The organism is Streptomyces sp. NPDC050842 (assembly GCF_044456565.1).
Lineage (GTDB): Bacteria > Actinomycetota > Actinomycetes > Streptomycetales > Streptomycetaceae > Streptomyces.
This window is the reverse complement of the sequence record NZ_JBITGA010000002.1, coordinates 565,795-588,242: the sequence shown is the minus strand read 5'-3', so window position 1 is coordinate 588,242 and position 22,448 is coordinate 565,795. Positions and strand designations below refer to the sequence as shown.

The 22,448-nt window shown below is 72.0% G+C and carries 15 protein-coding genes and 1 pseudogene; 4 read left to right on the top strand and 12 right to left on the bottom strand.

Features of this window, described 5'->3' with window-relative positions:
• Positions 1-21 precede the first annotated feature (21 nt).
• From ACIBG6_RS07965 to ACIBG6_RS07955, 3 genes are all read right to left on the bottom strand, one after another.
• On the bottom strand, positions 22-1,071 hold the full coding sequence (locus tag ACIBG6_RS07965; RefSeq protein WP_399221707.1) for a MupA/Atu3671 family FMN-dependent luciferase-like monooxygenase: 1,050 nt from the start codon (positions 1,069-1,071) through the stop codon (positions 22-24).
• A gap of 63 nt (positions 1,072-1,134) precedes the next feature.
• Complete coding sequence (locus tag ACIBG6_RS07960) at positions 1,135-4,842, bottom strand: amino acid adenylation domain-containing protein (RefSeq protein WP_399221706.1); 3,708 nt, start codon at positions 4,840-4,842, stop codon at positions 1,135-1,137.
• A 92-nt stretch (positions 4,843-4,934) separates the two neighbouring features.
• On the bottom strand, positions 4,935-5,153 hold the full coding sequence (locus ACIBG6_RS07955; RefSeq protein ID WP_399221705.1) for an MbtH family protein: 219 nt from the start codon (positions 5,151-5,153) through the stop codon (positions 4,935-4,937).
• 204 nt (positions 5,154-5,357) lie between these two features.
• Between ACIBG6_RS07955 and ACIBG6_RS07950 the strand changes: the two genes are divergently transcribed.
• Together ACIBG6_RS07950 and ACIBG6_RS07945 are read left to right on the top strand one after the other, a co-directional pair.
• Positions 5,358-6,623 (top strand): MFS transporter, encoded by a 1,266-nt coding sequence (locus ACIBG6_RS07950; RefSeq protein ID WP_399221704.1) that lies wholly within the window; start codon positions 5,358-5,360, stop codon positions 6,621-6,623.
• Between the two features lie 495 nt (positions 6,624-7,118).
• On the top strand, positions 7,119-7,391 hold the full coding sequence (locus ACIBG6_RS07945) for a hypothetical protein (RefSeq protein ID WP_399221703.1): 273 nt from the start codon (positions 7,119-7,121) through the stop codon (positions 7,389-7,391).
• 208 nt (positions 7,392-7,599) lie between these two features.
• Here ACIBG6_RS07945 and ACIBG6_RS07940 read toward each other — a convergent pair.
• The 6 genes and pseudogenes from ACIBG6_RS07940 to ACIBG6_RS07915 all read right to left on the bottom strand — a co-directional run.
• Positions 7,600-7,923: pseudogene (locus ACIBG6_RS07940) on the bottom strand (GNAT family N-acetyltransferase); the annotation flags it as partial.
• A gap of 148 nt (positions 7,924-8,071) precedes the next feature.
• Positions 8,072-8,734 carry a DUF5825 family protein gene (locus ACIBG6_RS07935; RefSeq protein WP_399221702.1) on the bottom strand — a complete coding sequence of 221 codons (663 nt, stop codon included), beginning with the start codon at positions 8,732-8,734 and terminating at the stop codon, positions 8,072-8,074.
• Positions 8,735-8,802: 68 nt separating this feature from the next.
• Entirely contained in the window at positions 8,803-10,704 is a 1,902-nt protein-coding gene (locus ACIBG6_RS07930) for a RiPP maturation radical SAM C-methyltransferase (protein WP_399221701.1), read from the bottom strand.
• Between the two features lie 222 nt (positions 10,705-10,926).
• On the bottom strand, positions 10,927-12,816 hold the full coding sequence (locus ACIBG6_RS07925) for a prolyl oligopeptidase family serine peptidase (RefSeq protein ID WP_399221700.1): 1,890 nt from the start codon (positions 12,814-12,816) through the stop codon (positions 10,927-10,929).
• Positions 12,813-14,069: an MFS transporter gene (locus ACIBG6_RS07920; RefSeq protein ID WP_399221699.1), complete on the bottom strand. Its 1,257-nt coding sequence runs from the start codon at positions 14,067-14,069 to the stop codon at positions 12,813-12,815. The genes ACIBG6_RS07925 and ACIBG6_RS07920 overlap by 4 nt, the downstream gene beginning before the upstream one ends.
• A 245-nt stretch (positions 14,070-14,314) precedes the next feature.
• The gene (locus ACIBG6_RS07915) at positions 14,315-15,340 is read right to left on the bottom strand and encodes a serine hydrolase domain-containing protein (RefSeq protein ID WP_399221698.1); all 1,026 of its coding nucleotides are present in this window, start codon (positions 15,338-15,340) and stop codon (positions 14,315-14,317) included.
• A gap of 164 nt (positions 15,341-15,504) precedes the next feature.
• On the opposite strand from ACIBG6_RS07915, the gene ACIBG6_RS07910 reads away from it, so the two are divergent.
• A complete protein-coding gene (locus ACIBG6_RS07910; RefSeq protein ID WP_399221697.1) occupies positions 15,505-17,400 on the top strand; it encodes a CAP domain-containing protein in 1,896 nt (631 codons plus the stop codon).
• Between the two features lie 55 nt (positions 17,401-17,455).
• On the opposite strand, the gene ACIBG6_RS07905 is transcribed toward ACIBG6_RS07910, so the two are convergent.
• The 3 genes from ACIBG6_RS07905 to ACIBG6_RS07895 all read right to left on the bottom strand — a co-directional run bounded on the left by ACIBG6_RS07905 (position 17,456) and on the right by ACIBG6_RS07895 (position 19,297).
• Entirely contained in the window at positions 17,456-17,914 is a 459-nt protein-coding gene (locus tag ACIBG6_RS07905; RefSeq protein ID WP_399221696.1) for a group II truncated hemoglobin, read from the bottom strand.
• A gap of 118 nt (positions 17,915-18,032) precedes the next feature.
• Positions 18,033-18,776, bottom strand: coding sequence for a BtrH N-terminal domain-containing protein (locus ACIBG6_RS07900; RefSeq protein WP_399221695.1), 744 nt, complete (start codon positions 18,774-18,776; stop codon positions 18,033-18,035).
• 293 nt (positions 18,777-19,069) lie between these two features.
• Positions 19,070-19,297, bottom strand: a complete 228-nt coding sequence (locus tag ACIBG6_RS07895; RefSeq protein ID WP_399221694.1) for a MerR family transcriptional regulator — start codon at positions 19,295-19,297, stop codon at positions 19,070-19,072.
• A gap of 167 nt (positions 19,298-19,464) precedes the next feature.
• On the opposite strand from ACIBG6_RS07895, the gene ACIBG6_RS07890 reads away from it, so the two are divergent.
• A complete protein-coding gene (locus ACIBG6_RS07890) occupies positions 19,465-22,446 on the top strand; it encodes a hypothetical protein (RefSeq protein ID WP_399221693.1) in 2,982 nt (993 codons plus the stop codon).
• Positions 22,447-22,448 lie beyond the last annotated feature (2 nt).

Genomic DNA, 22,448 nt, shown 5'->3' with positions numbered 1-22,448 from the left:
GGGTCTCTCGGGTCTCTCGGATCAGTTCGCTTCGGATGCTTCGCGGAGGACGTTCAGATGGCGCAGCCCGTCCAGGACCGTCTTGGTGTCGATGCCGAAGTCGATCAGGCAGGCGATCTCGTCCACGCCGATGCCGCGCAGCCGCTCGACCGTCGCCGCCGCCTCCTCCACCGTCCCGAACAGCCCCCGCTGCTCGACGTACGTGTCGAGGGACTGGTCGACGAGGAAGTCGAGGTCCTCGTCCTCCAGCGCGTCGATGTCGAAGTCCGGGTCGAGGGCGCCGAACGAGCGGGCGAGGAGATGGACCGAGCTCCTGAGGTAGGCACGCAGCGGTCCTTCGACGGTGGCGCGCACCTCCTCACGGTCGGTGCCGAGGAAGGTGTGCAGCATCAGGACGACATGCCCCTCCCAGCCGTCGTGCGTCTCACGCGCCGTCCGCCGGTACGCGGCGATCTTCGCGGCGAGTTCGTCGACGTCCTGGTGCAGCAGATGCGTGAGGACACCGGCCCGCGCCGACGCCGCCGTACGGAAGGTGTGCGCGTCGCCGGCGCTGGTCACCCAGAGCGGCAGCTCCCGCTGCACCGGTGGCGGGAAGATCCGTACGGTCGCGGGGGCGCCGTTGCCGTCCACGACCTCGTGGCCGTCGCCGCGCCACAGCCCGCGGAGTCGCTCGATGCTGTCGGCCAGCACGCGTTTGCGGTCCTCGTACGGCACCGTGCTCAGCGCGAAGTCCACCGGGTGCCAGCCGGAGGCGAGGGACACCCCGACCCGCCCGCCGGAGAGGTTGTCCACCACCGACCACTCCTCGGCGATCCTCAGCGGATGGTGGAGGGGCGCGACGACACTCCCGGCGCGGATGGCGACGGTGCTCGTGATCATCGCCAGGGCGGCGCCCACCACGGACGGGTTCGGGTAGAGCCCGCCGAAGGGATGGAAGTGCCGTTCGGGCGTCCACACCGCGCGGAAGCCGTTCCGGTCGGCGAAGCGGGCGCCTTCCAGGAGGAGTTCGTACCGTCCGGCCTCGCCCTCCGGGGTGCTGTCGTCGGCGAAGTAGAAGAGGCTGAAGTCCATCGGGAATCCTTCGGTGACCCTTGGCGTGTGTGAGTCGGTCGGTGTCGCGGGCCCGTGCCGCCGTCAGCCGGGGCGCGGCATCCTCCGCATGGCCGGTCGTGCCGTGCGGGTTCCCGTGAGCCGGGACGCGAGGTCGGCCACCGTGGGCGCGTCGTAGACCGTACGGACCTGGACCTCCACCCCGAGCTCGGCGCGGACACGGCTCACCAGCCGGGTGACGAGCAGCGAATGGCCGCCGAGCGCGAAGAAGTTGTCGTCGATCCCCACGACGTACGCCGTGTCCGCCTCGCTCGCCGCGTCCACCCCGTTCGCCTCTTCCGCAGTGGCGAGCCCGAGGACCTCCGCGTACATCCGGCACAGCGCCGCCTCCTGCGGGGTCCGCGGTCGACGGCCGGCCCCGCGCCGGGCGCCGCGCGAGGCGGGCAAGGCGGTCAGGGCCGCCCGGTCGAGCTTGCCGTGCGGGGTGAGCGGCAACTCGTCGAGGACGACGATCGAGGACGGCACCATGTACACGGGGAGGTACGCGGCCGCCCATGCGCCGACCGATGCGATGAGCTCCGTGTCGTCGGACGCCGCGAAGGGCACGTTGACATGGCGCTCGGGATCCACCGCCGGGCCGGTCCCGGTCTCCGGCGGGACGTCCAGCTCCCCGGAGGAGAACTCGGCGTCGACGTGGTCGGGCCCCGCCTTCGCGGACCAGCGCACCACGGCGCGGTACCCCAGCCGTTCGCCGAGCCGCGCGAGGTCCTCCGGGTCCGGACCGGGGCCCGGTGACCCGCCCGACGCGCGCAGATCCTCGGCGAGGCGCGCGTTGGGCACGCCGGCGACGCGGACGGGTACGGAGTCCGGCGCGCGGTCCCGCAGGACCTCGGCGACGTCGGCGAGCGTACGGACGTCCGCGCCCCACAGCAGCTCCGTCACCGCGCCGGCGGCTGACGACGGCGCGTCGCGGTTGCGGCGCAGGACGACGTCGTAGCGGTAGCGGGTCAGTTCGTTGTGATGGGTTCCCCGCTTCAGCCGTACGTCGCAGGTCGCGAAGAGCGGCCCGGAACCCTCGGCCGCGACCGTCAGCGACCGGAAGAACTCCGGATCCACCAGCAGCTCCGGCTCCGCGGCCATGCCGCGCGCCACGGCCCGGCGATACTCCCCGCTTCCCGGTACGGCGCCCGCCGAACGGGCCGCTACCGCGCTGTGGAAGGACTCCATGAGGCCCAGGTGCCGGACGTCGCCGACGAACACCGACCCGCCGGGCGCCAGGGCGGCCGCCGCGAGCTCCAGCACCCGCGCGAGATGGCGGCCGCTGGGGAAGTACTGGGCGACGGAGTTGAGGACGACCACGTCGAAGTATCCGCGCGGGACGCCCTCGTGGTCGTCGGCCGGCCGGCTGTGCAGGACCACCCGCCCGGCCAGGTCCGGTCGCTCGTCCACCTGCCGTCGCAGCCGCTCGATCACCCGCGGCGCGAGGTCGAGTCCCCAGTAGGCCTCCGCCTCGGGGGCGAGACGGGACAGCAACAGACCGCTGCCCACGCCGAGTTCCAGAATGCGCCGGGGCCGCAGGGCGCGGATGCTCCGTACGGTCTCGTCGCGCCACTCCCGCAGCTGGTCCAGGGGCAGCGCGCTGCCGTCGTATCCGCTGTTCCACCCGGTGAAGTCCTCGCCGAAGGCCGGCGGTCGATCGTCGGCCGGCACGGCGTCGAGGACGCGCCGCCAGTCGGCCACGCGGGCCGCGTCGCTCGCACGGCCAGCGCTTGCCGACGCGGTCGGCTCGCGGCGGACGTAGGCGACGAGCCTCCGGTCGCCGTCCTGGTCCTCGTGCACGGTCACCGCGGCGGCGGACACCCCGGGGTGGCCGGCGAGCCGCGCCTCGACCTCGCCCGGTTCGATCCGGTGCCCGCGTACCTTGACCTGGTCGTCCGTACGACCGGCGAACTCCAGTTCGCCTGACGTCCGCCGGCGGGCCAGGTCGCCGGTGCGGTACATCCGCGTCCCGGCCGGACCGTACGGGTCCGCGACGAAGCGCTGCGCCGTCAGACCGGGCCGGTCCAGGTAGCCGCGGGCCAGGCCAGTCCCGGCGACGTACAGCTCGCCCACCTCTCCGGAGGGCACCGGCCGCAGGGCGGCGTCGAGGACGTACAGGCGCGTGCCCCGGATGGCGTCGCCGATCGGGGGTGGGTCGGCGCTCGCCGCGAGGGGTCGGCTCATGGTGACGCAGACCGTGGCCTCCGTCGGTCCGTACGCGTTGATCAGGGTCCGGCCGGGAGCCCAGCGCCGCTGCTGGTCCGCGTCCAGGGCCTCGCCGGCGGCGACGAGGACGCGTACGCGGGGGAGGGCGTCGGACGGCAGGACGCGCAGCACCGACGGGGGCAGGGTCGCGTGGGTGACCCGCTGTTCGTCGGCGAGACGGCGCAGGCCGGGCCCGGGCAGCAGGCTGAGGGCGGGCGCCAGGACGAGCGCGGCCCCCGCCGACAGGGCCATCGCCAGTTCCCAGAAGAACGCGTCGAAGCTGGGCGAGGCGAACTGCAGGACGCGGCTCTCGGCGTCCACCGCGAGGCTGCCGCGCTGGTGGGCGGTCAGGTTGGCGAGACCGGAGCGGGTGACGACCACGCCCTTCGGCAGGCCGGTGGACCCGGAGGTGTAGATGACGTACGCGGGCAGGTCGCCCTCCGCGCGCCGGGCGCCGGCCGGCGGGCCGGACGCCGGAGCGCGCCGCAGCGCCGCGGCGGTCTCCGGATCGTCCATGTCGGTACGGGGTACCGCGGTGCCGGCCCGGAGGGCCGTGCCGGAATCCGCGAGGAGCAGTGCCGGGGCCGCGTCGCCCAGGATGTGGGCGATGCGCTCCTGCGGGTAGCCGGGGTCCACGGGAAGATGGGCGGCCCCGGCCTTCATCACCGCCAGGACCGCGACGACCAGTTCCACCGAGCGGTCGAGTACCGAGGCGACCACCGTCTCCGGCCCCGCGCCCCGCGCGGCCAGCACATGGGCCAGCCGGTTCGCGCGGGCGTCGAGCTCCGCGTACGAGACCTCGTCCTTCCCGAACACCACGGCGGTGGCGTCCGGGGCGGTCCCGGCGCGCTCCTCGAAGAGGTCGAGCAGCGGCCGTGCCGGGGCGTCCACGCCGTCGAGGTCGGTGGCCCCGTACGCCTTGAGGAACCGGGCGAACAGCCCTGGGTCGGCGCGTAGTTCGTCGGTCGGAAGGAGCAGGGTGTCACCGCGGCAGATCCGGACCCACTGGCGTACCGAGGCGCCGAAGTCGGGGCCCGCATGCCATACCGCCCGCGCCGGGGCCGGAGCGCCCGACGATAACGGGTCGATGCCGGAAGGGATTTCGAGGCGGGAGGCGAGATCGAGGCCGGCGGCGAGGCCGAGGCCGGCGGCGATATCGAGGCCGGCGGCGATATCGAGGCGGCGCATGCCCTCCGGCCAGTCGGTATCGTCCGGCCCCGCGGTGACCACCAGACGCGCCCCGGCGTTCTCGGCTGACAGGCGCCGCCGGTGCGCCGGATGGGCGGGGTCGAGCGAGACGTACGCCGCGCCGGCCCGCCACACCGCGAGCATCGCCGTCACCAGGTCGACACCGCGGGGGAGATTCAGGGCGACGGTCGTACCGGGCTCCGCGCCCGCCGCGCTCAGCGACCGTGCGGTCCGCTCGACGCGTTCGCCGAGTTCGCCGAACGTCACCGACTCCGACGGCGTCACCACGGCGGCACGCTCGGGGTGCCGGGCTGCCTCCCGCAGAAAGCGCGTGAGGAGGTCGATCGCGCTGGTGACCACGGACAGCTCCTTGCAGGGGAAAGGGGACGGTGCCGGTGCGGGCGACGAGGGAGATGACGGGAGCGAGGCGCGGCGTCTCGGAGGGGCCGTCGCTAGCGCGGCGCCGTGGCCATCGCGGCGCGCAGGCTCGCCGGCCGCATGTCGGTCCAGGTGTCCGCCGCGCGGTCCGGACGCGCGGCCCGCAGGTCCGGTCCGAATGCCGTGCTCCACCCGGCCGGAATAGCGAATTCCAAGGGCCGGAGGGAGTGCTGGTTCTCGCCATTTGCGAGGACCAGGAATTGACCGGATTCATTCGCGAACGGATTGATCATCCGGGCTCGACCCTCCCACGAGGCATGGTTCGTTGGCAATGGACGCGGCAGAGCCTAAGCGGCACCGGCGGGAAATGGCCACCCTGGTTTCCAGGACGATGAACTTGTACGATCCAGCCCGAACTCCCGTCCACCGCACGTACTCTGTGGCGCGCCAGGAATTCGTCGCGCTATCGAAGTCCGGAGGCCGTTCTGGAATCCGCTGTGCCGACTGCCACGCAGTCCGTGAAAGGCCGGGGTCGAGACTCCCGCCGCAACTTCCGATTGCTGCTCGTCGGCGAGACCACCAGCAAGCTGGGCACCAGCGTGACGTCCGTCCTGCTGCCGCTCGTGGCCGTCACCACACTCCAGGCCTCGCCGTTCGTGCTGGGTGTGCTCACCGCCGCGCCGTGGCTGCCGTGGCTGGTCCTCGGCCTGCCTGCCGGTGCGTGGGTCGACCGTCTCCCGCCGCGCCGGGTGATGCTCGTGTGCAACGCGGTCTCCGCGGCGGTGTTCGTGAGCGTTCCGGCCTCCTGGTGGCTGGGATTCCTGACCATCGGCCATCTCCTCGCGGCCGCCCTGATCTCCGGTACCGCCTCCGTCTTCTTTTCCACCGCCTATTCGGCCTATCTGCCCCAACTGGTCCGCAAGGCCGACCTGATGGACCGCAACGCGCAACTTCAGGCCGGGGATCAGGCCGCCAGGGTGGCGGGCCCCGGTCTCGGCGGGCTGATCGCCCAGAGCGTGGGCAGCGTGCCGGGCCTGCTGCTCGACGCGGCCTCCTTCGTGGTGTCCTCGTTCTGCCTCCTGGCCATCCGTCCCGACGGACCGCGCCCCGCCCCGCCGCCCCGGCGGCGGCTGAGCCGCGAGATCTCCGACGGCCTGCGCTTCGTCGTCGGTGACCCGTGGGTCCGGGCCGTCACCGCGTTCGGCGCGGCGGTCAACCTGGCGATGGCCGGCTTCCAGGCCGTCCAGATCGTGTTCCTCGTGCGGACCGTCGGCGTCGACTCCGACACGCTCGGCTGGCTCGTCTCCTGCGGCGGGCTCGGCGGGGTGCTCGGCGGCCTCGTGGCCGGCCGGCTCGCCCGGCGCCTGGGCACGGCACGCGCCCTGCTGGCCATCCAGTTCGCCGCCTCGCCCTTCGGGCTCCTCGCCGCGCTCGCCGGTCCCGGGCCGAGGCTGGCGTTCTTCGTGCTCGGCACGACCGTGATGCTCGCGGGGCTCGTGGCCTGCAACGTCATCACCGTCAGCTTCCGGCAGGCGTACTGCCCGCCCGCGCTGCTGGGGCGCGTCACCGCGACCACCCTGTTCCTCAACTACAGCACCATCCCGCTCGGTGCCCTCCTGGGCGGCTCCCTCGCCTCCCTCTTCGGCGCCCGCTCCACGATGTGGGCCGTCACGGCCGCGCTGGTGGCCGCCGGCGGATTCCTCCTGGTGGGGCCCCTGCGCGGGCTCCGCGACCTACCGGGCGCACCTGCCGCCGAGGGCTGAGAATTCCGGGGTGAGTGCCCTGGGCGCCGCCGCCACTCTCGCGGCCTGGGCCGTCCAGCCGTACCTTCCCGGTGGGCGGGACTACATCACGTCCCTGGGCATCGTCCCGGGTTGGGCGCCCTGTGCCGCCGGCTTACTCGGACCGGGCGCGGCGCTCGCCCTCTCGCGTGGAGCGGGGAGGCGGCGGCCGGTGGTGGCCGTGGGCTGGATCGCGTCCGTGCTGCTGTGGGCCGCGGTCGGCGTCGTCTTCGACGGGGCTCCGCGCCTTCTTCCGGGCCACCGGGATCCCTGCCGGCGCCTTCGCGCAGGTCGACTGGCCCGGCTTCCTCACCCGAGCGGCGGCGTTCGTCGCGACCGTGGCGCTTGCCAGGACCGTACGGGCGTACCAACGCGTGACGGGGCCCGGCTGCGACAGGTGCGGTCGTACGGCCGGCGCGGAGGCGTGGCAGGCAGCGTGGCCGGCATACGCGGCCTGCGCGCCTGCTGCCGTTCGCGGTGCTCATCGGACATGCCGCCCTGGCCTGGCGGCACGTCGCGCCGACGCTGTCGTCCGCCGTGGCCACCGCGGCGGGAACCGTGCAACTCGCCGGAACCCGAGGGCTGCCCCCGCTTCCCGCGCCGCTGGTGTTCCCGATCGCGCTGTACGCGTACACGGTCCACGGCGGAGACCGGTCCCGGCTCGTCGCCCCGGCCGTCGGCGCGATGGCCGCGGTCACGCCCGCGGTCTGGTGCGCCCGCCGGGGGACCGGGCGCGCAGCGCCGTGCTGAGCGAACGGGCGCGTGTGCCGAGGGAGATGCACGACGTCATCGCCCACTCCAGGCACTCACCGACACGCGAGGCCTGCTCGGGGTACTGCGCTCCGGTGAAGACACACGTCGGACGCATCCTGGCCGAGCTGGGGCTGCGCGACCGGGTACAGGCGGGGTGATCTACGCCTACGAACACCGCTTGATCCGTGTCGGTGGCGTCATGTGATCACCGCGGTCGGTCGTCCGTATCGGTAGCCGTACGCCGTATGTGCAGATGGCCGTCGAGGGGGAAGGCATGGGGCGCCGCGGGCAAGATGCTGTCGAGCGCGAACCCGCACTTCTGCGCGACGCGGCAGGACGCCGGATTGTCTTCCTGGTGGAGGAGTTCGAGGCGTTCCAGCCCCTCCGCGCCGAAGATCTCGAAGGCCCAGTCGGTGAGCACCTCAAGAGCGCGCGGGGCCACACTCCGCCCCCGCGCGCGGGCCGCTGTCCACTATCCCACCTCGGCAGAGGGTTTGCCGGACGCGACCTCCTTGAGGACGACCTTGCCCACCGACTGTCCGTGTGCCGTGCCTGATTGCCAGGGCCGTAGAACGAGAGCGGGGGCGGACGACGTCGGGCTCGCATGGAGTGTGACGTCGTTTTTCACGAGCGGATCCTATGCGTCAGCGCTCTCCGCGACGGGGGCGGGCCGGGGATCAGATCACCAGCGGTGCCTCCGACCAGCGGCGGACTCGGTACGGGGCCCACCACAGATGGTCGCCGAGGCGGAGGACGAGCGTCTCGGCCATGAGGTCGTCCAGGATCGGCTGCGGGACCGCGTCGGCGAGGGCGCCGTCGGTGAGGGCCTCGATGGCCTCGTGGTACTCCGGTTCGTCGATGGTGAAGCGGCGCAGCTCGCCGTAGCGCCGGTCACGGACCTGGATGAACCCGGGGCCGTACCGGAAGACGCACTTGCAGATGTAGTACGCATTGCGCCATGCGAGTGCCGTCGCCGCCGGGTCGGCGGTGCCGAGGACGGCGGTCGGTGGGTGGAGATGGCTGTAGTGGCGCCAGGCGTCCGGGTCCGGGCCGGTGTGGAGCTGCCAGGCGACCGAGATGGCCAGGCTGGACAGGTCGCCCACGAAGCTGAGCGCCCTGACCGACCAGGCCGCGTCGTCGGTGTCCGTCACGTCGACCGGGCGGGGGAGCGTGACGTGCCGGGCCCCGGCGGCGAACAGCCGCCGGGCGGCCTCGCCGCCGGTCATGTCGATCTCGTAGCTTCCCAGGGACATGGCGGCCAGCGAGCCCACCGCGGGGTCGTAGTCCCGTGAGGCGGAAACGGTGAAGGGTGCGATACCGGTGAGTGCAGGAGTCGTCATCGTCGTCTCTCGGTCGGCAGGCGTGGGGCGATCGTCAGGCATTCGTCGGCAGCAGTCGGCGCCAGTCGTCAGGCGGTCGTCGCGGCGAGTTCGGCCTCGCGGGCCGAGGTGTGCCGCATGAAGTCGATCCGCAGGAACTCCTCGTTGAGCGCCGGCGGCGCGATCTGCACGAACTGTCCGCTGTCCTCGAAGACCACCCCGAGCGCCCGCCACCGCGTCAGTACCTGCCGCAGGGCGTCCTCGCCCACGTGGTGGTCCTTGTCCAGCTTGCGTGCGGCCGCCTTCACCGTGTGCGGCTGGTCGAGCAGCCGGAACAGGGCCAGCTCGAACGGGTTCGTCAGCTCCAGGTGTGTCCAGTCGAAGGCCCGGCGTCGACTGACCAGGACGATCCGGTCCTCCAGATCGCAGTGGGTGAGACGGCTGCCGGCGTAGTTCCGCTTCCAGTGCGCGATGCCTTCGTCGAGGCGGGCGACGACGTCCTCCCCGATCCCGCGCGGCGGCACGTCGAAGACATACGCCAGGTCGAACATCTCGGCGTCGGGGAGATCGTAGGTGAGCCGGTACGGTTCGGCGGGGCGCAGTTCGGAGAAGCCGAGCCCGGGGTTGTTGAAGTACGGGCTGAACCGCTCGATCGCGATCCGGGAGGACGGGCCCACGGGCGGGTTGAGGTGCTCCAGAGCTGCCAGCTGGTCCACCACGTCGTCGTAGTCCTCGCGGTCCTCGCCGGGGAAGCCGTGCAGGTAGTTCCAGGCCACCGAGAGGCCGACGGTGGCGGCGTCGCGGAGCATCCGGACGTTCTGGCCGCCGGTCACGCCCTTGTCCATCAGGGTGAGGACCCGGCTGTTGAGGCTCTCGATGCCCGGTTGGACGAAGATCAGGCCCGCGTCGGCGAGGGTCTGGAGCTGGCCCCGCCGCATGTTGGACTTGATCTCGATGTGCATGCGCAGATCGAAGCCGCTGTCGATGATGCGTGGCAGCACCGTGTTCACGTACCCCATGTCCAGGATGTTGTCGACGACGTACATGTCCAGGACCCGGTGTTTGCGGGCCAGTTCGATGATCTCGTCGTAGAACACGTCCGGGCTCTTGCTGCGGAACTGCATGAACGAGCCGTTCAGGCCGCAGAAGGTGCAGTGGTGCTTCTCGCCCCACCAGCAGCCCCGCGCGCCCTCGACGACCAGCTTGGGCTCGACCCAGTTCCGCGCGTGGGAGGAGGCGAGCCGCTCGAAGTACCCGGCGTAGTCCGGGGGGAGGATCGAGGCCGGCGGCAGCGGTTTGGTGCTCATGGCGTTGACGACGGACGTGCCGTCCGCGTCGCGCCAGCACAGTCCGGGTACCTCGGACAGCGGTTCGCCGGCGTCCAGCGCCGTGAGCAGCGCGGGGAACGACACCTCTCCCTCGCCGCGCATGACGTAGTCGACGAAGGGGAAGTTGCGGTGGACGGCCTCGCCCTGCTTGCCGTCGCAGTTGGCGCCGCCCATGGCCGTCGCGATGTGCGGGGCGAGGCGCTTGACGTACTTGGCGGCCGCCAGGGCGGCGGTGTTCTGCTGGAACGTCGAGGTGAAACCGACGACGTCCGGGGCGAGTTCCACGATTTGCTCGGCAACGTGTCGGACGAAATCGGGCGCCGTCACGTGCAGGGCCTGCGTCATCTCCATCCGGGCCCCGCGTACCCGGTTGCTCATCGCCTCGGTGAATTCGGGAACCCGCCACTGGGGGTCGTCGTACAGTGCGGAGGAGAACACCCAGTCACCGCAGCCCAGGAAATAGGAACCGAGCGCGTAGTAGGAGTAGTCCTCCAAGGTGAATTCCGTGTTCTTGGTGATCCAGTCCACGTACTCGATGTTGGCGTGGAGGACGTCCGCTGTTCCGTTCGGGACGCGCTCGTCGACACTGCGCTTGAGAATTCCGAGAGCCAGCGACGGGAGATCGATCGGGGCCCAGGGCATGTTCACCAGGAGTACGCGCATGGCTCGCCTCTTCTCATGGGATCAGTGCACGAATTCGGTCGGTCCGGTGAGGTAGGGGCCGATCGCGCACGGGGTGCGGGGCCGGCCCCTACCCGTGCTACTTGGCCTCGTCTTCCATCTCCTCCGTTGAGCGGAAGTAGATGACGACGCCGACGCCCGGCTTGCGGCTCTCCTCGTCGCCCTCGAGGGGGTCGCCGTGGATGATGTCCTTCTGCATGATGTTCACCTCCTCTCCGGGTGTGGGGACGGCTCGGCCGGCGCGGGCGCCGAAGGCAGCCCGCGGCCGAGAAATCTGAGGGACCGCCGTATCACGGCCAGGTGGTCGGCTCCGTCGTAGCCGTCATGGCCCGAGTCCAGCCACATCAGCTCGTGGGCCACACCGCCCGCGCGCAGCACCTCCAGGTACGCCTCGACCTGTTCCGGCGGACACTTGGCGTCCTGCCGCGCGGCGACGACCAGCAGCGGGGAGCGGATGGCGGCCGCGTACGAGGAGGGGGAGGCGTGCGCGTAGGCGTCGGGCACCTGCTCCGGAGTGCCGCCGAACAGCGCGGTGTCCAGCGCCTGGAGGGCGGGCGTGGAGTGCCGGAAGGCCGTGACGCAGTCGGCGAGCGGCTTGACGGCCACTCCGACGTCCCACAGCTCGGGACGGGTTCCCATGGCCAGCAGCGTCAGATAGCCGCCCCACGACGTGCCGCACAGGCCCACGGCGCCCTCGCGGCCGATGCCCCGGTCCAGCAGCTCGGCCCGAGCCCGCACCAGGTCGGCGACCTGGGTGTGGCCGACGCCCTCGGAGTAGGCGGAGCGCCAGCGCGGCCCGTAGCCGGTCGAGCCGCGGTAGTTGACGCGGGCCACGGCGTAGCCCGAGCCGACGAGGGCCTGCACCATGGGGTCGTAGGCGTCTCGGTCGTGGTCGGCAGGGCCGCCGTGGACGAGGAAGACCAGCGGGTACGGCGCGGGACGGTCGGCCGGAGTGGTGACGAACGTGTGCACGGGGCCGTCGGGCCCGGGTGTCCACAGGTCCTGGCGGCGGCCGAACCGGGGGAGGCGCCACTGGCTCTGCCCGGGAAGTGGCGCACCCGAAAGGGACAGCGCGCGCGGCACGTTCACCGCGTCGGTCCAGATGAAGTGCACCTCGCCGTCGGCGGCCGGCGACGCGTCCAGGACGCTCCCCTCCGGGGTGGGTACCGGGGTCAGCTCGCGGCGGTCCAGGTCGGCGGTGAACAGCCGGCTGCGGCCGTGCCGGTCCTGTCGCAGCAGGACCCGCGCGCCACCCGGGCCGGGGTACCAGCGGGCGGTCGTCTCGGTATCGAAGGAGCACCAGGGCAGCAGCTCCAGTCCGCGCCCGGAGGCCCACGTACCGAGGTGGTAGCGGCCGGCCTGCTCGCGCATGACCAACAGCAGAGGGCTTCCGGATGACGACGCCGGACCGGGTCCGGATGACGGCGTCGGGCCAGGTGACGAGGTCTGACCGGGTAATCGCGTCGGACCGGGTAACGACGCCGGCGTGGGAGCGAAGCCCAGCGCCCAGGTGCGTTCCCTGGTGCCGGAGAGCACGGCGACGGTGGTCCCGTCCGGGGTCAGCAGGGTCACAGCGCGGGCGGAGTGCGCGGGTCCGGACACCGCAAGGAGCCCGCCGTCCGGCGACAGGTCGCACAGGGTGCCGGAATCCGTCGTGTGCAGGACGGGTATGCCGGCGCCGCCGCGCCGCCCCATGTGCACGCTGAGTCCCTCGGGGCTGCGGATGCCGACGGCCACCGTGCCCGCGTCCGTCAGCGCGAGTCCCGCGGGCCGCCCCTGCGGCACACCGGTGAGCGCCGGACGGTCCGGGCCGCCGTCGAAGTCCTGGGTGCGCCAGCCGCCGCTGCCGCCGCGGTCCTCGTCGAACCACCACACGGCATCGTCGCCGTCGATGGCGCACAAGAGCGTGCCGTGCGGACGGTCCGTCACCTGCCGTCCGGCGCCGCTGGAGCGGTCCCAGGTGAAGATCTCACACCGGCCGTCGGCATCCCCGGTGTACACCATCCGGTCCGGGTTCCGGGGGCTGGTCACCGGCAGCACCGGCCGGTAGACGCCGTACGTGCGCGTGGCCGCCTTCGGCGGGGCCGGCGTCACAGCGCCTCCCGGACCACGAGCCGGGCCCTGGTGGTCGCGTACAGCGCCAGCCCGGCGAACGCGCCCGCGCAGCCCAACGCCACCGCACGGCCGCCATACGCCGCCACCAGCACTCCCGCCGCCACGGGTGCGAGCACCGCGACACCCTGACCGGCGGTGCCCAGCACCGTGCCCATCCGGGCCAGGAGCCGGTCGGGGGTGACGAGCACCGCCCGGGTCTGCAGGACGACCACGACGGACGGCACGATCAGCGACACCCCGCTCAGCAACAGCCCGTAGGCCCAGGTCCGGGACGTGAACGCCAGTCCGGCAGCCGTCGGCACCATGGCCCACGACGCACCCGTCACGATCCGGGCGGCCGGCACCCGCCGCACCAGCCACGGCGCGGCGAGTGCGCCCAGCAGCCCGCCGATGCCCGCCAGGGTGAGGATGAGCCCGATCGAGGAGGGGCTGGCGTCCTGGGCGTGGGAGCTGAAGACCGCGTGGAAGTACAGCGCGCCGAGCAGCGCGTTGATCCCGGCGGTCCACACGACCACGAAGCGCAGGAAGGGCTCGGCCCACACGAAACGCAGGCCTTCGGCGAGGTCACGGGTGAACGATGGGGCAGGACCCTGCCGTTCGGGTGTCAGGTCCGCGCGGATCGCCTTGCTCAACACCGCCACCAGCAGGAACGAGGCCGCGTCCGCGAGCAGCGGTACCCACCGCGCCAGCTGGTACAGCACGCCGCCCAGTGTCGGTCCGACGATCTGCACCGCCTGGTCCCGCGCCTGGAGGTACCCGATCGCCCGGGAGTACTGCTCGGGCGGCACCAGCCGCCGGATCGTCCCGGAGGCCGCCGCTCCGTAGGTGGCGCTGGCCGCCTGCTCGACCACGGCGGCGACGAGTACGTGGACGAGGACGACATGGCCGAGGGCGACGGCCACGAACACCGATCCCATGGCCCCCGCCGCGATCAGGGCCGCCGCGTACATCATCGGCTTGCGCGGCCAACGGTCGGCGAAAACGCCCGCGATCGGTGAGACCACCAGTCCGCTGACCAATGCCACGGACGCAACGAGTCCGGCGAGCCCGGACGAATATCCGGCGCCCAGCAGGATCAACGGAAGAAAGAGAGAGGAAGCACAGGTGCCGAGACCGTCGACGGCGCCCGCTGTCCAGAAGAGTGCGAAATCCCGTCTTCGGAACGGGGAAGCAGAAGAGTTCTTCGATAAGTCAGGGCCGGAGGGTCTTAACTCCTCCTCGGCCTCGCCCATCAAGAATGCCGTTCGGAGGGAATTGCTGACGCTAACGCACCCACAATGCCCCCTGTAATAAGCGGACTTTCGGTCGTTGAGGGTTGCGATCGTATCGAACGGACAGAGTCGTCACAATACCCCGGTTCGAATAGGGTTCTTGATCAAGAAAGGGGACTTCTCGGGGTACCGGTCGACTGGTCTACGCGCGTGCACTCGCAGTTCATGAAGAGACCGGCACGCACGGCCGTAGCGGGGTGCCACGCTCACTGAGGGCGGTCGTCACCGCGTCCGGTCAGCAGGGCGAAGCCGTGGCGGTCCACGGACGCCGTCGTGGCCGAGAGGACGACCACGCCGGTGCCCGCGGCGCGGTCGAGGCCGAGCCAGGACCGGAAGCCGCCCGTGCCGCCGTTGTGCCAGGTGACCGTCAGGCCCTTGACCTTCACGGTGACCCACGCCGCGCCGATGCGAGCCCCCGCACCCAGGGGCGCGACCGGATCGAGCGCGGCGATGCCGGGTGCGCTGCCGTCCAGCAGGGCCTCGGTGAGACGGGCCATGCTGCGGATGTCGGCGCGAATTCCGCCGGCCGGCCCGAGCGCCTCACCGGTCCAGGGCTCCCGCGGCCGTCCCTTCCGGTTCGTACCCCTCACTGCCCCGGGCCGGAGCCGGCCGGCCGTGGCGGGCAGGTAGAAACACCCGAGACCCAGCGGGGTGCTGACACGTCGGAGGACCAGCTCCTCGTAGGACGTCCCGGCGGCCCGCGCGAGCGCGTGTCCCAGCAGCTCGTACCCCAGATTCGAGTACCGGGGCCGCGGCTTGCCCACCCGTACGCCCCGGGCCTGGTCCAGTAGCTGCTCGATGTTCTCCCCGTACGGATTGGTCCCGTGCCGCCACAGCGCGACCGTTCGACGCCACGGGTGTGCGGAGGCCGGGATCCGGGGCAGTCCGGACCGGTGGATGCTCAGCGACTCCAGCGTGACCCGCCCGGCGGGAGCGTCCCCGAGCGGCAGGAGCTCGCGGAGCGTCGTACGGGCCGCGATCTCGCCCCGCGCGAGTGCCTCGGCGTACAGCAGTCCCGTGACGCCCTTCGAGATCGACCCGATCTCGAAATCGGCGTCGAGTCCATTGGCGGTGGCGGTGGCGGTGGTGTCGCCGCTGGTGTCGCGACCGGCTCCGAGGCAGGCGATCCTCGTGCCCGCGGGCGAGACCACGGCTGCTGCGACGGGGTGCCGTGCCCCGGTCAACGCCCGGATCCTGGCGGCGAGTCGCGCGTCTCCGTGATCCTCTTCCATGGTGCTCACGATAGGCGGCGGCTCCGGACCCGGCAGCGGCCCCCGCACACCCCACGGCCCCACGTGACCCACATCACTTTCACCGTCCTCCCGCTTTCCGTTATCCATGGCCCGGCCCCAGGCTCTCCCCTGCGCAACCATCTCCAACAGACGGGACAGTCGGCGTGCGGCAGAGCACAGGAATCGAGCGGGACACGGAGCTGGTCCTGGCGGCGCGGAACGGTGACCCGTGGGCGCGGGAGCAGCTGGTCACCGTCCACCTGCCCCTGATCCGTACCACCGTGGCGCTCGCGACGAGCGGTCGCGGTGGTGCCGAACGCGGTGAGCACGTCGAACACGTCGTACGGGAGACGATGCTGCGCGCCCTCGACGGGCTGCCCTCCGTGTCCGATCCCGGCACCTTCCGACCGTGGCTGGTCGCGATCGCCGTGGACGGGATCCGTAGGCACCGGCACGCGCAGCCGGCCGGTTTCGGGTACGGGGACGCCGCGATCCCGGCTGCCGGGTGGCAGCACTCGACGGGTCCGGCGTACGAGACCACCACGGCGGCGCGCTGGCTGGACCCGGACGACGGCGAGCTGTTGGCCCTGTGGCGGCTCGAGTGCACGGGTGAGCTGACCCGCTACGAGACCGCGGCCGCGCTGCGGTGGTCGGTCGAGGACACGACGGTCCGCGTCGAGGCGCTACAGGCCCGGTTCGACGCGGCCCGGGTGGTGGCCGGCGCGCTGGCCGAGAACCCGCCCTGCTCCTTCCTGAGCCGAGAGGCGGCGGGCTGGGACGGCCGGCCCTCCGCCCCATGGCGCGACCACCTGGCCCAGCACACGCTGGCCTGCGCGCACTGCGCGCCGCGCTGGAACGGCCTGGTCCCCGCGGGGATCCTCCTGACGGCCACGTCACTCGCGGGGGCGCCCGGGGCGAGGGAGACGTACGAAACCACGGAGCAGCCGTACGCGGCCGCGGCCGCAGACCCGTACCGCACGACCGCACCGACCGCACTGGCCGAACCGGCCGGTCGGGACGACGCAGGCGACCTGACGGCGCCGTACCTCCTGGCCAAGCCTACGGAGCCCGGCGACCCCCACATATCCCGCCACGGGGCAGCCACCGCGTCCTCGGTCCCCGGCAGGCGCGGCTCGCGTGCGGCTCTCCGTCGCCGCCGTCAGACGCAGGAGCGGAACCGGCGCCGGGCCGTCATCGCCGCTGGCGTCGTGGTCATGGCGGTCACGGGCGGGGCCTTCTCGCTGTACGGGGGCCGTGGAGGGGACGACGAGATCCTCGAAGCGAACCGGCTGGCGGCCCCGGGCCTGGACCTGCCGCTCGCCCACGACCCGTCCGCCTACTCCGCGGTCCCGGTGGCGACATCGGCGATCCCCTCCGCGTCGCCGTCCACCGCCAGGCCCACCGCCGCACGCCCTTCCGCGCCGGCATCGCCCACGGCGCAGAAGACGACCGCGCCGCCCCGCACGGCCCGCACCACCCCGCCGGTCCAGGTGAAGACGACCCCGCCCCGCACCACGGCGCCCACGGACGACTCGCAGCCGACCGGCACTGGCACCGGCACGGGCAGCGGCACGGGCACGGGTACGGGCACGAACTCCAACACGGGCACGAACACGGGCACGGACACCGGTACGAACGCGGGTGCGGGCACTGGTGCCGGAGCGCAGAACGACCAGGGCCAGAGCTCGGCCGCCGACCAGGTCGTGGCCCTCGTCAACGCGGAGCGCGCCAAGGCGGGCTGTGGCCCGCTGTCGGCGAACGCGACCCTGACCAAGGCGGCTCAGGGCCACTCCGAGGACATGGCGGCGCGTGACTTCTTCGACCACACCAATCCCGACGGCGACGGCCCGGGGGAGCGGGTGACGGCAGCCGGCTACCCCTGGTCGACGTACGGCGAGAACATCGCCATGGGCCAGAGCACGCCGGAGGATGTCATGGACTCCTGGATGAACAGCCCGGGGCACCGTGCGAACATCCTCAACTGCTCGTTCAAGGAGATCGGCATCGGAATCCACTCCGAGGGCGGCCCGTACTGGACCCAGGTCTTCGGCGCCCGCTGACCCCGCTGCCCCCGTATGCGCCGAGGCGCTGCCCCCCCCCGGTCACGAGGTGGGGTCAGGCGAGGCCGTCCCACCCCCAGCGCGGGGTGGGGCCGGGGTCGCCGAGGTCCGTCCCCGGGGCCGAGGCCGAGACGTCCTTGGCGATCCGCGTGCCCCAGTCGAAGTACTCCACCACCCGGCGGCGCAGCAGGGCGTCGTCGGGCAGCTCCTTCTCCACGGCCGCCGTCATCAACTCCATCCAGCGCAGTCGCTGTTCCTCCGTGATGCCGAGTCCGAGATGGGCGCGGAGCAGGGCCTGGTGACCGCCGTGCTCCGCCGTGAACCCGGCAGGTCCCGAGAAGACCTCGGCCAGCCACACGGCCACGTGCTCCACATGGGTGGCGGTGAAGTCGGCGAAGACGGGGGCGAGGAGGGGGTCGGCCAGGACGCCCTCGTAGAACGTCCCGGAGAGCCGGCGCAGCGCGTCGGCGCCGCCCACGGCCTCGTACAAGGTGTTCGCGTGCTCGGCGCTCATGAGTGGCCTCCGGGATCCGGGATGCGGACTCCCAGCTTTCACACAACACGGCCCGAATCCAAGGATGTTCGCTCTCGGCGGGGCGGAACGCACTCCGGCCCCGCCAGGTGCCTCACTCTCACTCCCGCAGCCGTCGCAACGCCTCCATGGCCTCGCGCTCGATGCGTGCGAGGTCGCCGAGGACCGTGCCCGCCTGCGCGAGGCACCGCGGGTCATCCGACTCGCCGGCCTGGGCGATCAGCCGTGCCGTCCCGGTCCAGCCGGTGGCGGCTTCGGCGTACAGTCCGTGGCCGGTGCGCAGGTCGGCGCTGTCGACCAGCTGCGTACACGCGCCGAGGAAGTCGCGGTACAGGTTGCGGAAGAGCGCGCCGCCGGTGCCGCCCTTCTCCATCAGGAGGGCTGTCTGCGTGAGGTCCCGTCGCGGGTCGTCGGTGCGCTGGAGCCAGGTGCGGACAAGCTTGGCGGTCATCGGCCCGCGTGCGGCTCTGGCCCTGCCGAGGGAGGCCAGGCTCGTCGACACCGCGCCGCCCTGTTGTTCGGTGTCCACGAGATAGGCGCGGTGCTCGTCGTAGCCGTGCAGGGCGACGACATGACCGCCGAAGTGCACCTTCGACCCGAAGTAGTCCAGGTGGTGGCTGTCGAGCTGGAGCCCGACGGGGCGGCCGGCGTCGCTGGAGCCCGTCACGTTCTGCCATGCCCTGCGTGGGGACGTCGTTTCCTGTACGAGCAGCTCCAGGTCCAGCGCGGCGGCCAGGTTCCTGGTGAGCTCGAAGGGCCTGACCCGTCCCCCGAGGAAGGGGAACGGCATGCCTTTGCCGTCCCAGTAGACGAACGACAGGCCGGAGCCGAGCCCGAAGAGCATGGGCTCCGACAGGTCGAGTCCCTCGTGGCGCAGCAGTACTCCCAGCGCGGTCGCGCCAGGGGCAGCTGGGCGTACGACCCGACGTGCACGGTCTCGGCCACAGGGCCACCGGGCAGCACCTGGAACTCCACCCCGTGCGCCGCTCCGTCCTCCCACGAGGTCTGCGCTCCGACGGCGATCAGCGTCCGCTTGTCCGGATCCAGCGGGTACAGCCCCCAGAGAGGCGGCTCCCACGAGACTCCCGCCGCGACCGGAGCGCGGGCAGCAGTCGGCCCACGCGCTCCCCGACCGTCTCACCGAGCTCCCGCCCGGGCGATCACGGCCAGGGGGAGATCCATGTCGCGCAGCAGCGCGACGGTCAGGGCATCGCGCGCCTGCTCGGGTGGGTAGTAGCGGTATCCGGTACCGGCGTCCACACGCACCGGACCCAGCAGCCCCACCTCGTCGTCATGACGGAGCTGCTTCACACTCAGCCGGCACAGACGGGCGAAGCGCCCGATGGTCAGAAGTTCGTCGCGCACCCCCTCATCGTGGACTCTCCCACCGGGGGAGAGTTCACCGCCGTTCACCCGACAGAGTGAAGAATCGGTCACGATACGTAATTGCTTGGTAGCGTTGCGTTACTTGCAAAGTCGGGCGGCGTCGGGCAGGAGAGTCCACGGACGGCCCAGGCCAGGGGAGATGAGCAATGGTTGACCTGTTCCGCTACATCGAGCACGACTTCGCGGTACCGGCGCGGACCGACGCGATCGATGCCACGAACCAGTCCACGTTCCAGGAGGACCTGGAAGAGGCGGCGAGCGGCGGAGGGGGCGGGACGGACGGCGGCCAGGACACCGCGGTCGACGAGCCACCACCCTCGCCCGCCGCGCAGGTCCGGGCCCTCGCCGAGCAGTTCCTGGCCGATCGCTTCACCTCGCCGACGGCCGACCCCACGAAACTGGGCCAGAAGCTCGGCGGGCTGGAGGCCGCGCTCGAACAACTGCCCACTGTCAACACGCAGAAGGTCCAGCAGCTGATCCACGACACCTTCGGAACGCCCGTCGGCCAGGTGGTCGCCGGTGCCAACTTCAAGAGCGACCTGGAGCTGCTGCAGAACGCGGTCGTGGCGGTGAAGCTCGCCACCGGATACGCCGCGGTCGACACGGCGACCGTCGTGCGGCAGCTGCGCGCCGCGTCCTTCCTGCGTCATCTCGCGACCCTCGCCTCCGCCGCGGCACCCTCCGGTCCCGCCGCGCAGCCGGACAAGCTGACCCGCGAGGAGGTACGGCGGCTGCTGGCGAGGCCCCTGAGGATCCCGCCCGGTCCGCTCGCGGCGGTAGCGCACCCGTCCAGCGAGGCGCGCGTCAGCCGAGCGCCCGAGGACGACTCGGCCTCGCGGTACGAGCGGACCCACACGCTGCGGCGGGAGCGGGACCGGCTGCAAGCTGCCTACGACAAGCTGCTCGCCGTGCGCCCCGAGGAACTGGAGGTCGTCACCCCCGAGCAGCCGCCGCAGGACACCGCCACGGACGCGGGGGCCGCCCGGAGGGAAGGGGGAGGCCCCGACGTGGGCGACGCGGCGGCGGTCGCCGCCGGGCCGTCGACGATGCTCCTGGCCGAGGCAGCCCGGAGGCGGTTCGGCGAGGAGGACCGCGCCGCCATGGCGAAGCTCGGGATCAAGGTGGAATCCACCGCCGTCCCCGTGGCCCTCGACCGGATCGGTCAGCGACTCCTGTGGCTCAACGAGGAACTGCTGCCCCTGGAAGCCCCCACGACCGCCAAGGTCTACCGGATCGGCGGGCAGCTCTTCGCCGAGACCACACCGGTGGTTCCCACGGCCGAGGTGGACCAGGCCCGGGCACCGGACTTCAGCAAGGCGATCACCCGCCCCGCCGGGGTGGGCAACCTGTTCGTGGTGCGCCAGGAGACCGTCGGATACAGGGCCGGCGAGATCTCCCACATCGAGAACGTCCTGGAGCACGAACAGCTCCGCCGATGGACCCGGCGCTCCGAGAGCTCGGAGATCATCGAGACCGACGAGACCCTGACGTCGCAGACCGACGAACGGGACCAGCAGTCCACCCAGCGCAACGAACTCGCCACCGAGGCCCAGCGGGAGTCGGGCGGGCAGAGCAGCCGCGCCGGCGAGGGCATGACGTCCTCCGAGTACGGCCGGCTGGTGGAGAACAGCAAGAGCAACTTCGCCCAGGGCGTGGTCGCCAGGTCGGTCGAGCGACGCACCTCGGAAGTACGCCGGCAGCGGGTGCGCCGCGAGAGCCGCAGTTACGTCGAGCGGGTCGGGCACGTCCTCGACAACCAGCAGGGCGTGGAGAAGATCCGCGGGATCTACCAGTGGGTCGACAAGGTCTACGACCTGCGGGTCCTCAACTACGGCAAGCGCCTGATGTACGACGTCGTCGTGCCCGAGCCGGCCGCCGTGCTCGTCCAGGCACTCAAGGACGCCGCCAAGCCCGAGCACTTCCAGCTGGTCAAACCCCTCGACCCCGGCCTGTACCCCGACCAGATCAACGCCTCCAACTACATGTGGTACGCCACTCAGTACGGCGTCACCGGCTCCGTCGCCCCGCCGCCCGCGGTCTACGCCCGGACGGTCTCGCAGACACAGGTGATCGAGGGCAGCAAGAAGGTGGCCGCCTACGGCGGGGAGTCCCACGTCGCCCAGCAGGCCGCCTTCAAGCTGCCCGTTCCCGAGGGGTACAAGGCGGTCAGGGGCTATGTGCAGACCACCAACATGGACTACCTGGCTCCGCCCCCCGGAGCGGCGCTCGAGGTCGTCGTCGGCGAGAGCACCCACCGGCGGGTGCAGGAGTCCGGGGGCGGCAACCCCCACCTCAACGCCTCGTTCACGATGGCGGGGGAGACCGGCGAGGTTCCGGTCAGCGTCCGCTCCTTCTCCCAGGTCGTCTCCGTGGCCTATGCCGTCGCACTGGTCTGCCAGCGCACGGACGAGGCCTACGCCCAGTGGCAGTTGAAGACCCACGCGACCATCGTCAGCGGCTACCAGCGCAAGCTCGCGGAGTACGAGGAGAAGCTGGCCCGCTACGTCGCCGCCACGCGCGCCCAGCTCGCCGCCGCCGGGGGACTGGGCGCCGACCCGGGCGTCACCCTCCAGGAGCTCAAGCGGGCCTTCGTGTTCCTGCTGCTCGGCGAGCACCCGCTGACCTGGCTGGCCACACCCACACCGGCACCCGCGCCACCGGGCGCGGCACTCCCGGATCCCCTCGCCGTACGCGAATGGGGCTCCGTCGTGGCGTTCTTCGAGCGCGCCTTCGAGTGGGAGAACCTCATGCACACCTGCTACCCCTACTACTGGGCCCGCCCGCTGCGATGGCAGGAGATGCTGCTCACCCAGGACTCCGACCCGCAGTTCGAGGCCTTCCTCAAGGCAGGCGCGGCGCGCGTCGTCGTACCCGTCCGGCCCGGCTTCGAGGCGGCCCTGGCCCACTACCACGAGACGGGGGACGTGTGGATGGGCGAGGAGATCCCCGACATGTACGGCGACCACTACCTCTCGATCATCGAGGAGATCAAGGCCGCCAACCGCGCCCCCGGCCAGGAGGTGTGCGTGGATCAGTGGGAGGTCACCCTGCCCACGACGCTGGTCCTCCTCAAGGAGGACGCCACCCTGCCGACCTGGTCGGCCACGCCCTGCGGGCCGGAGTCCTGACG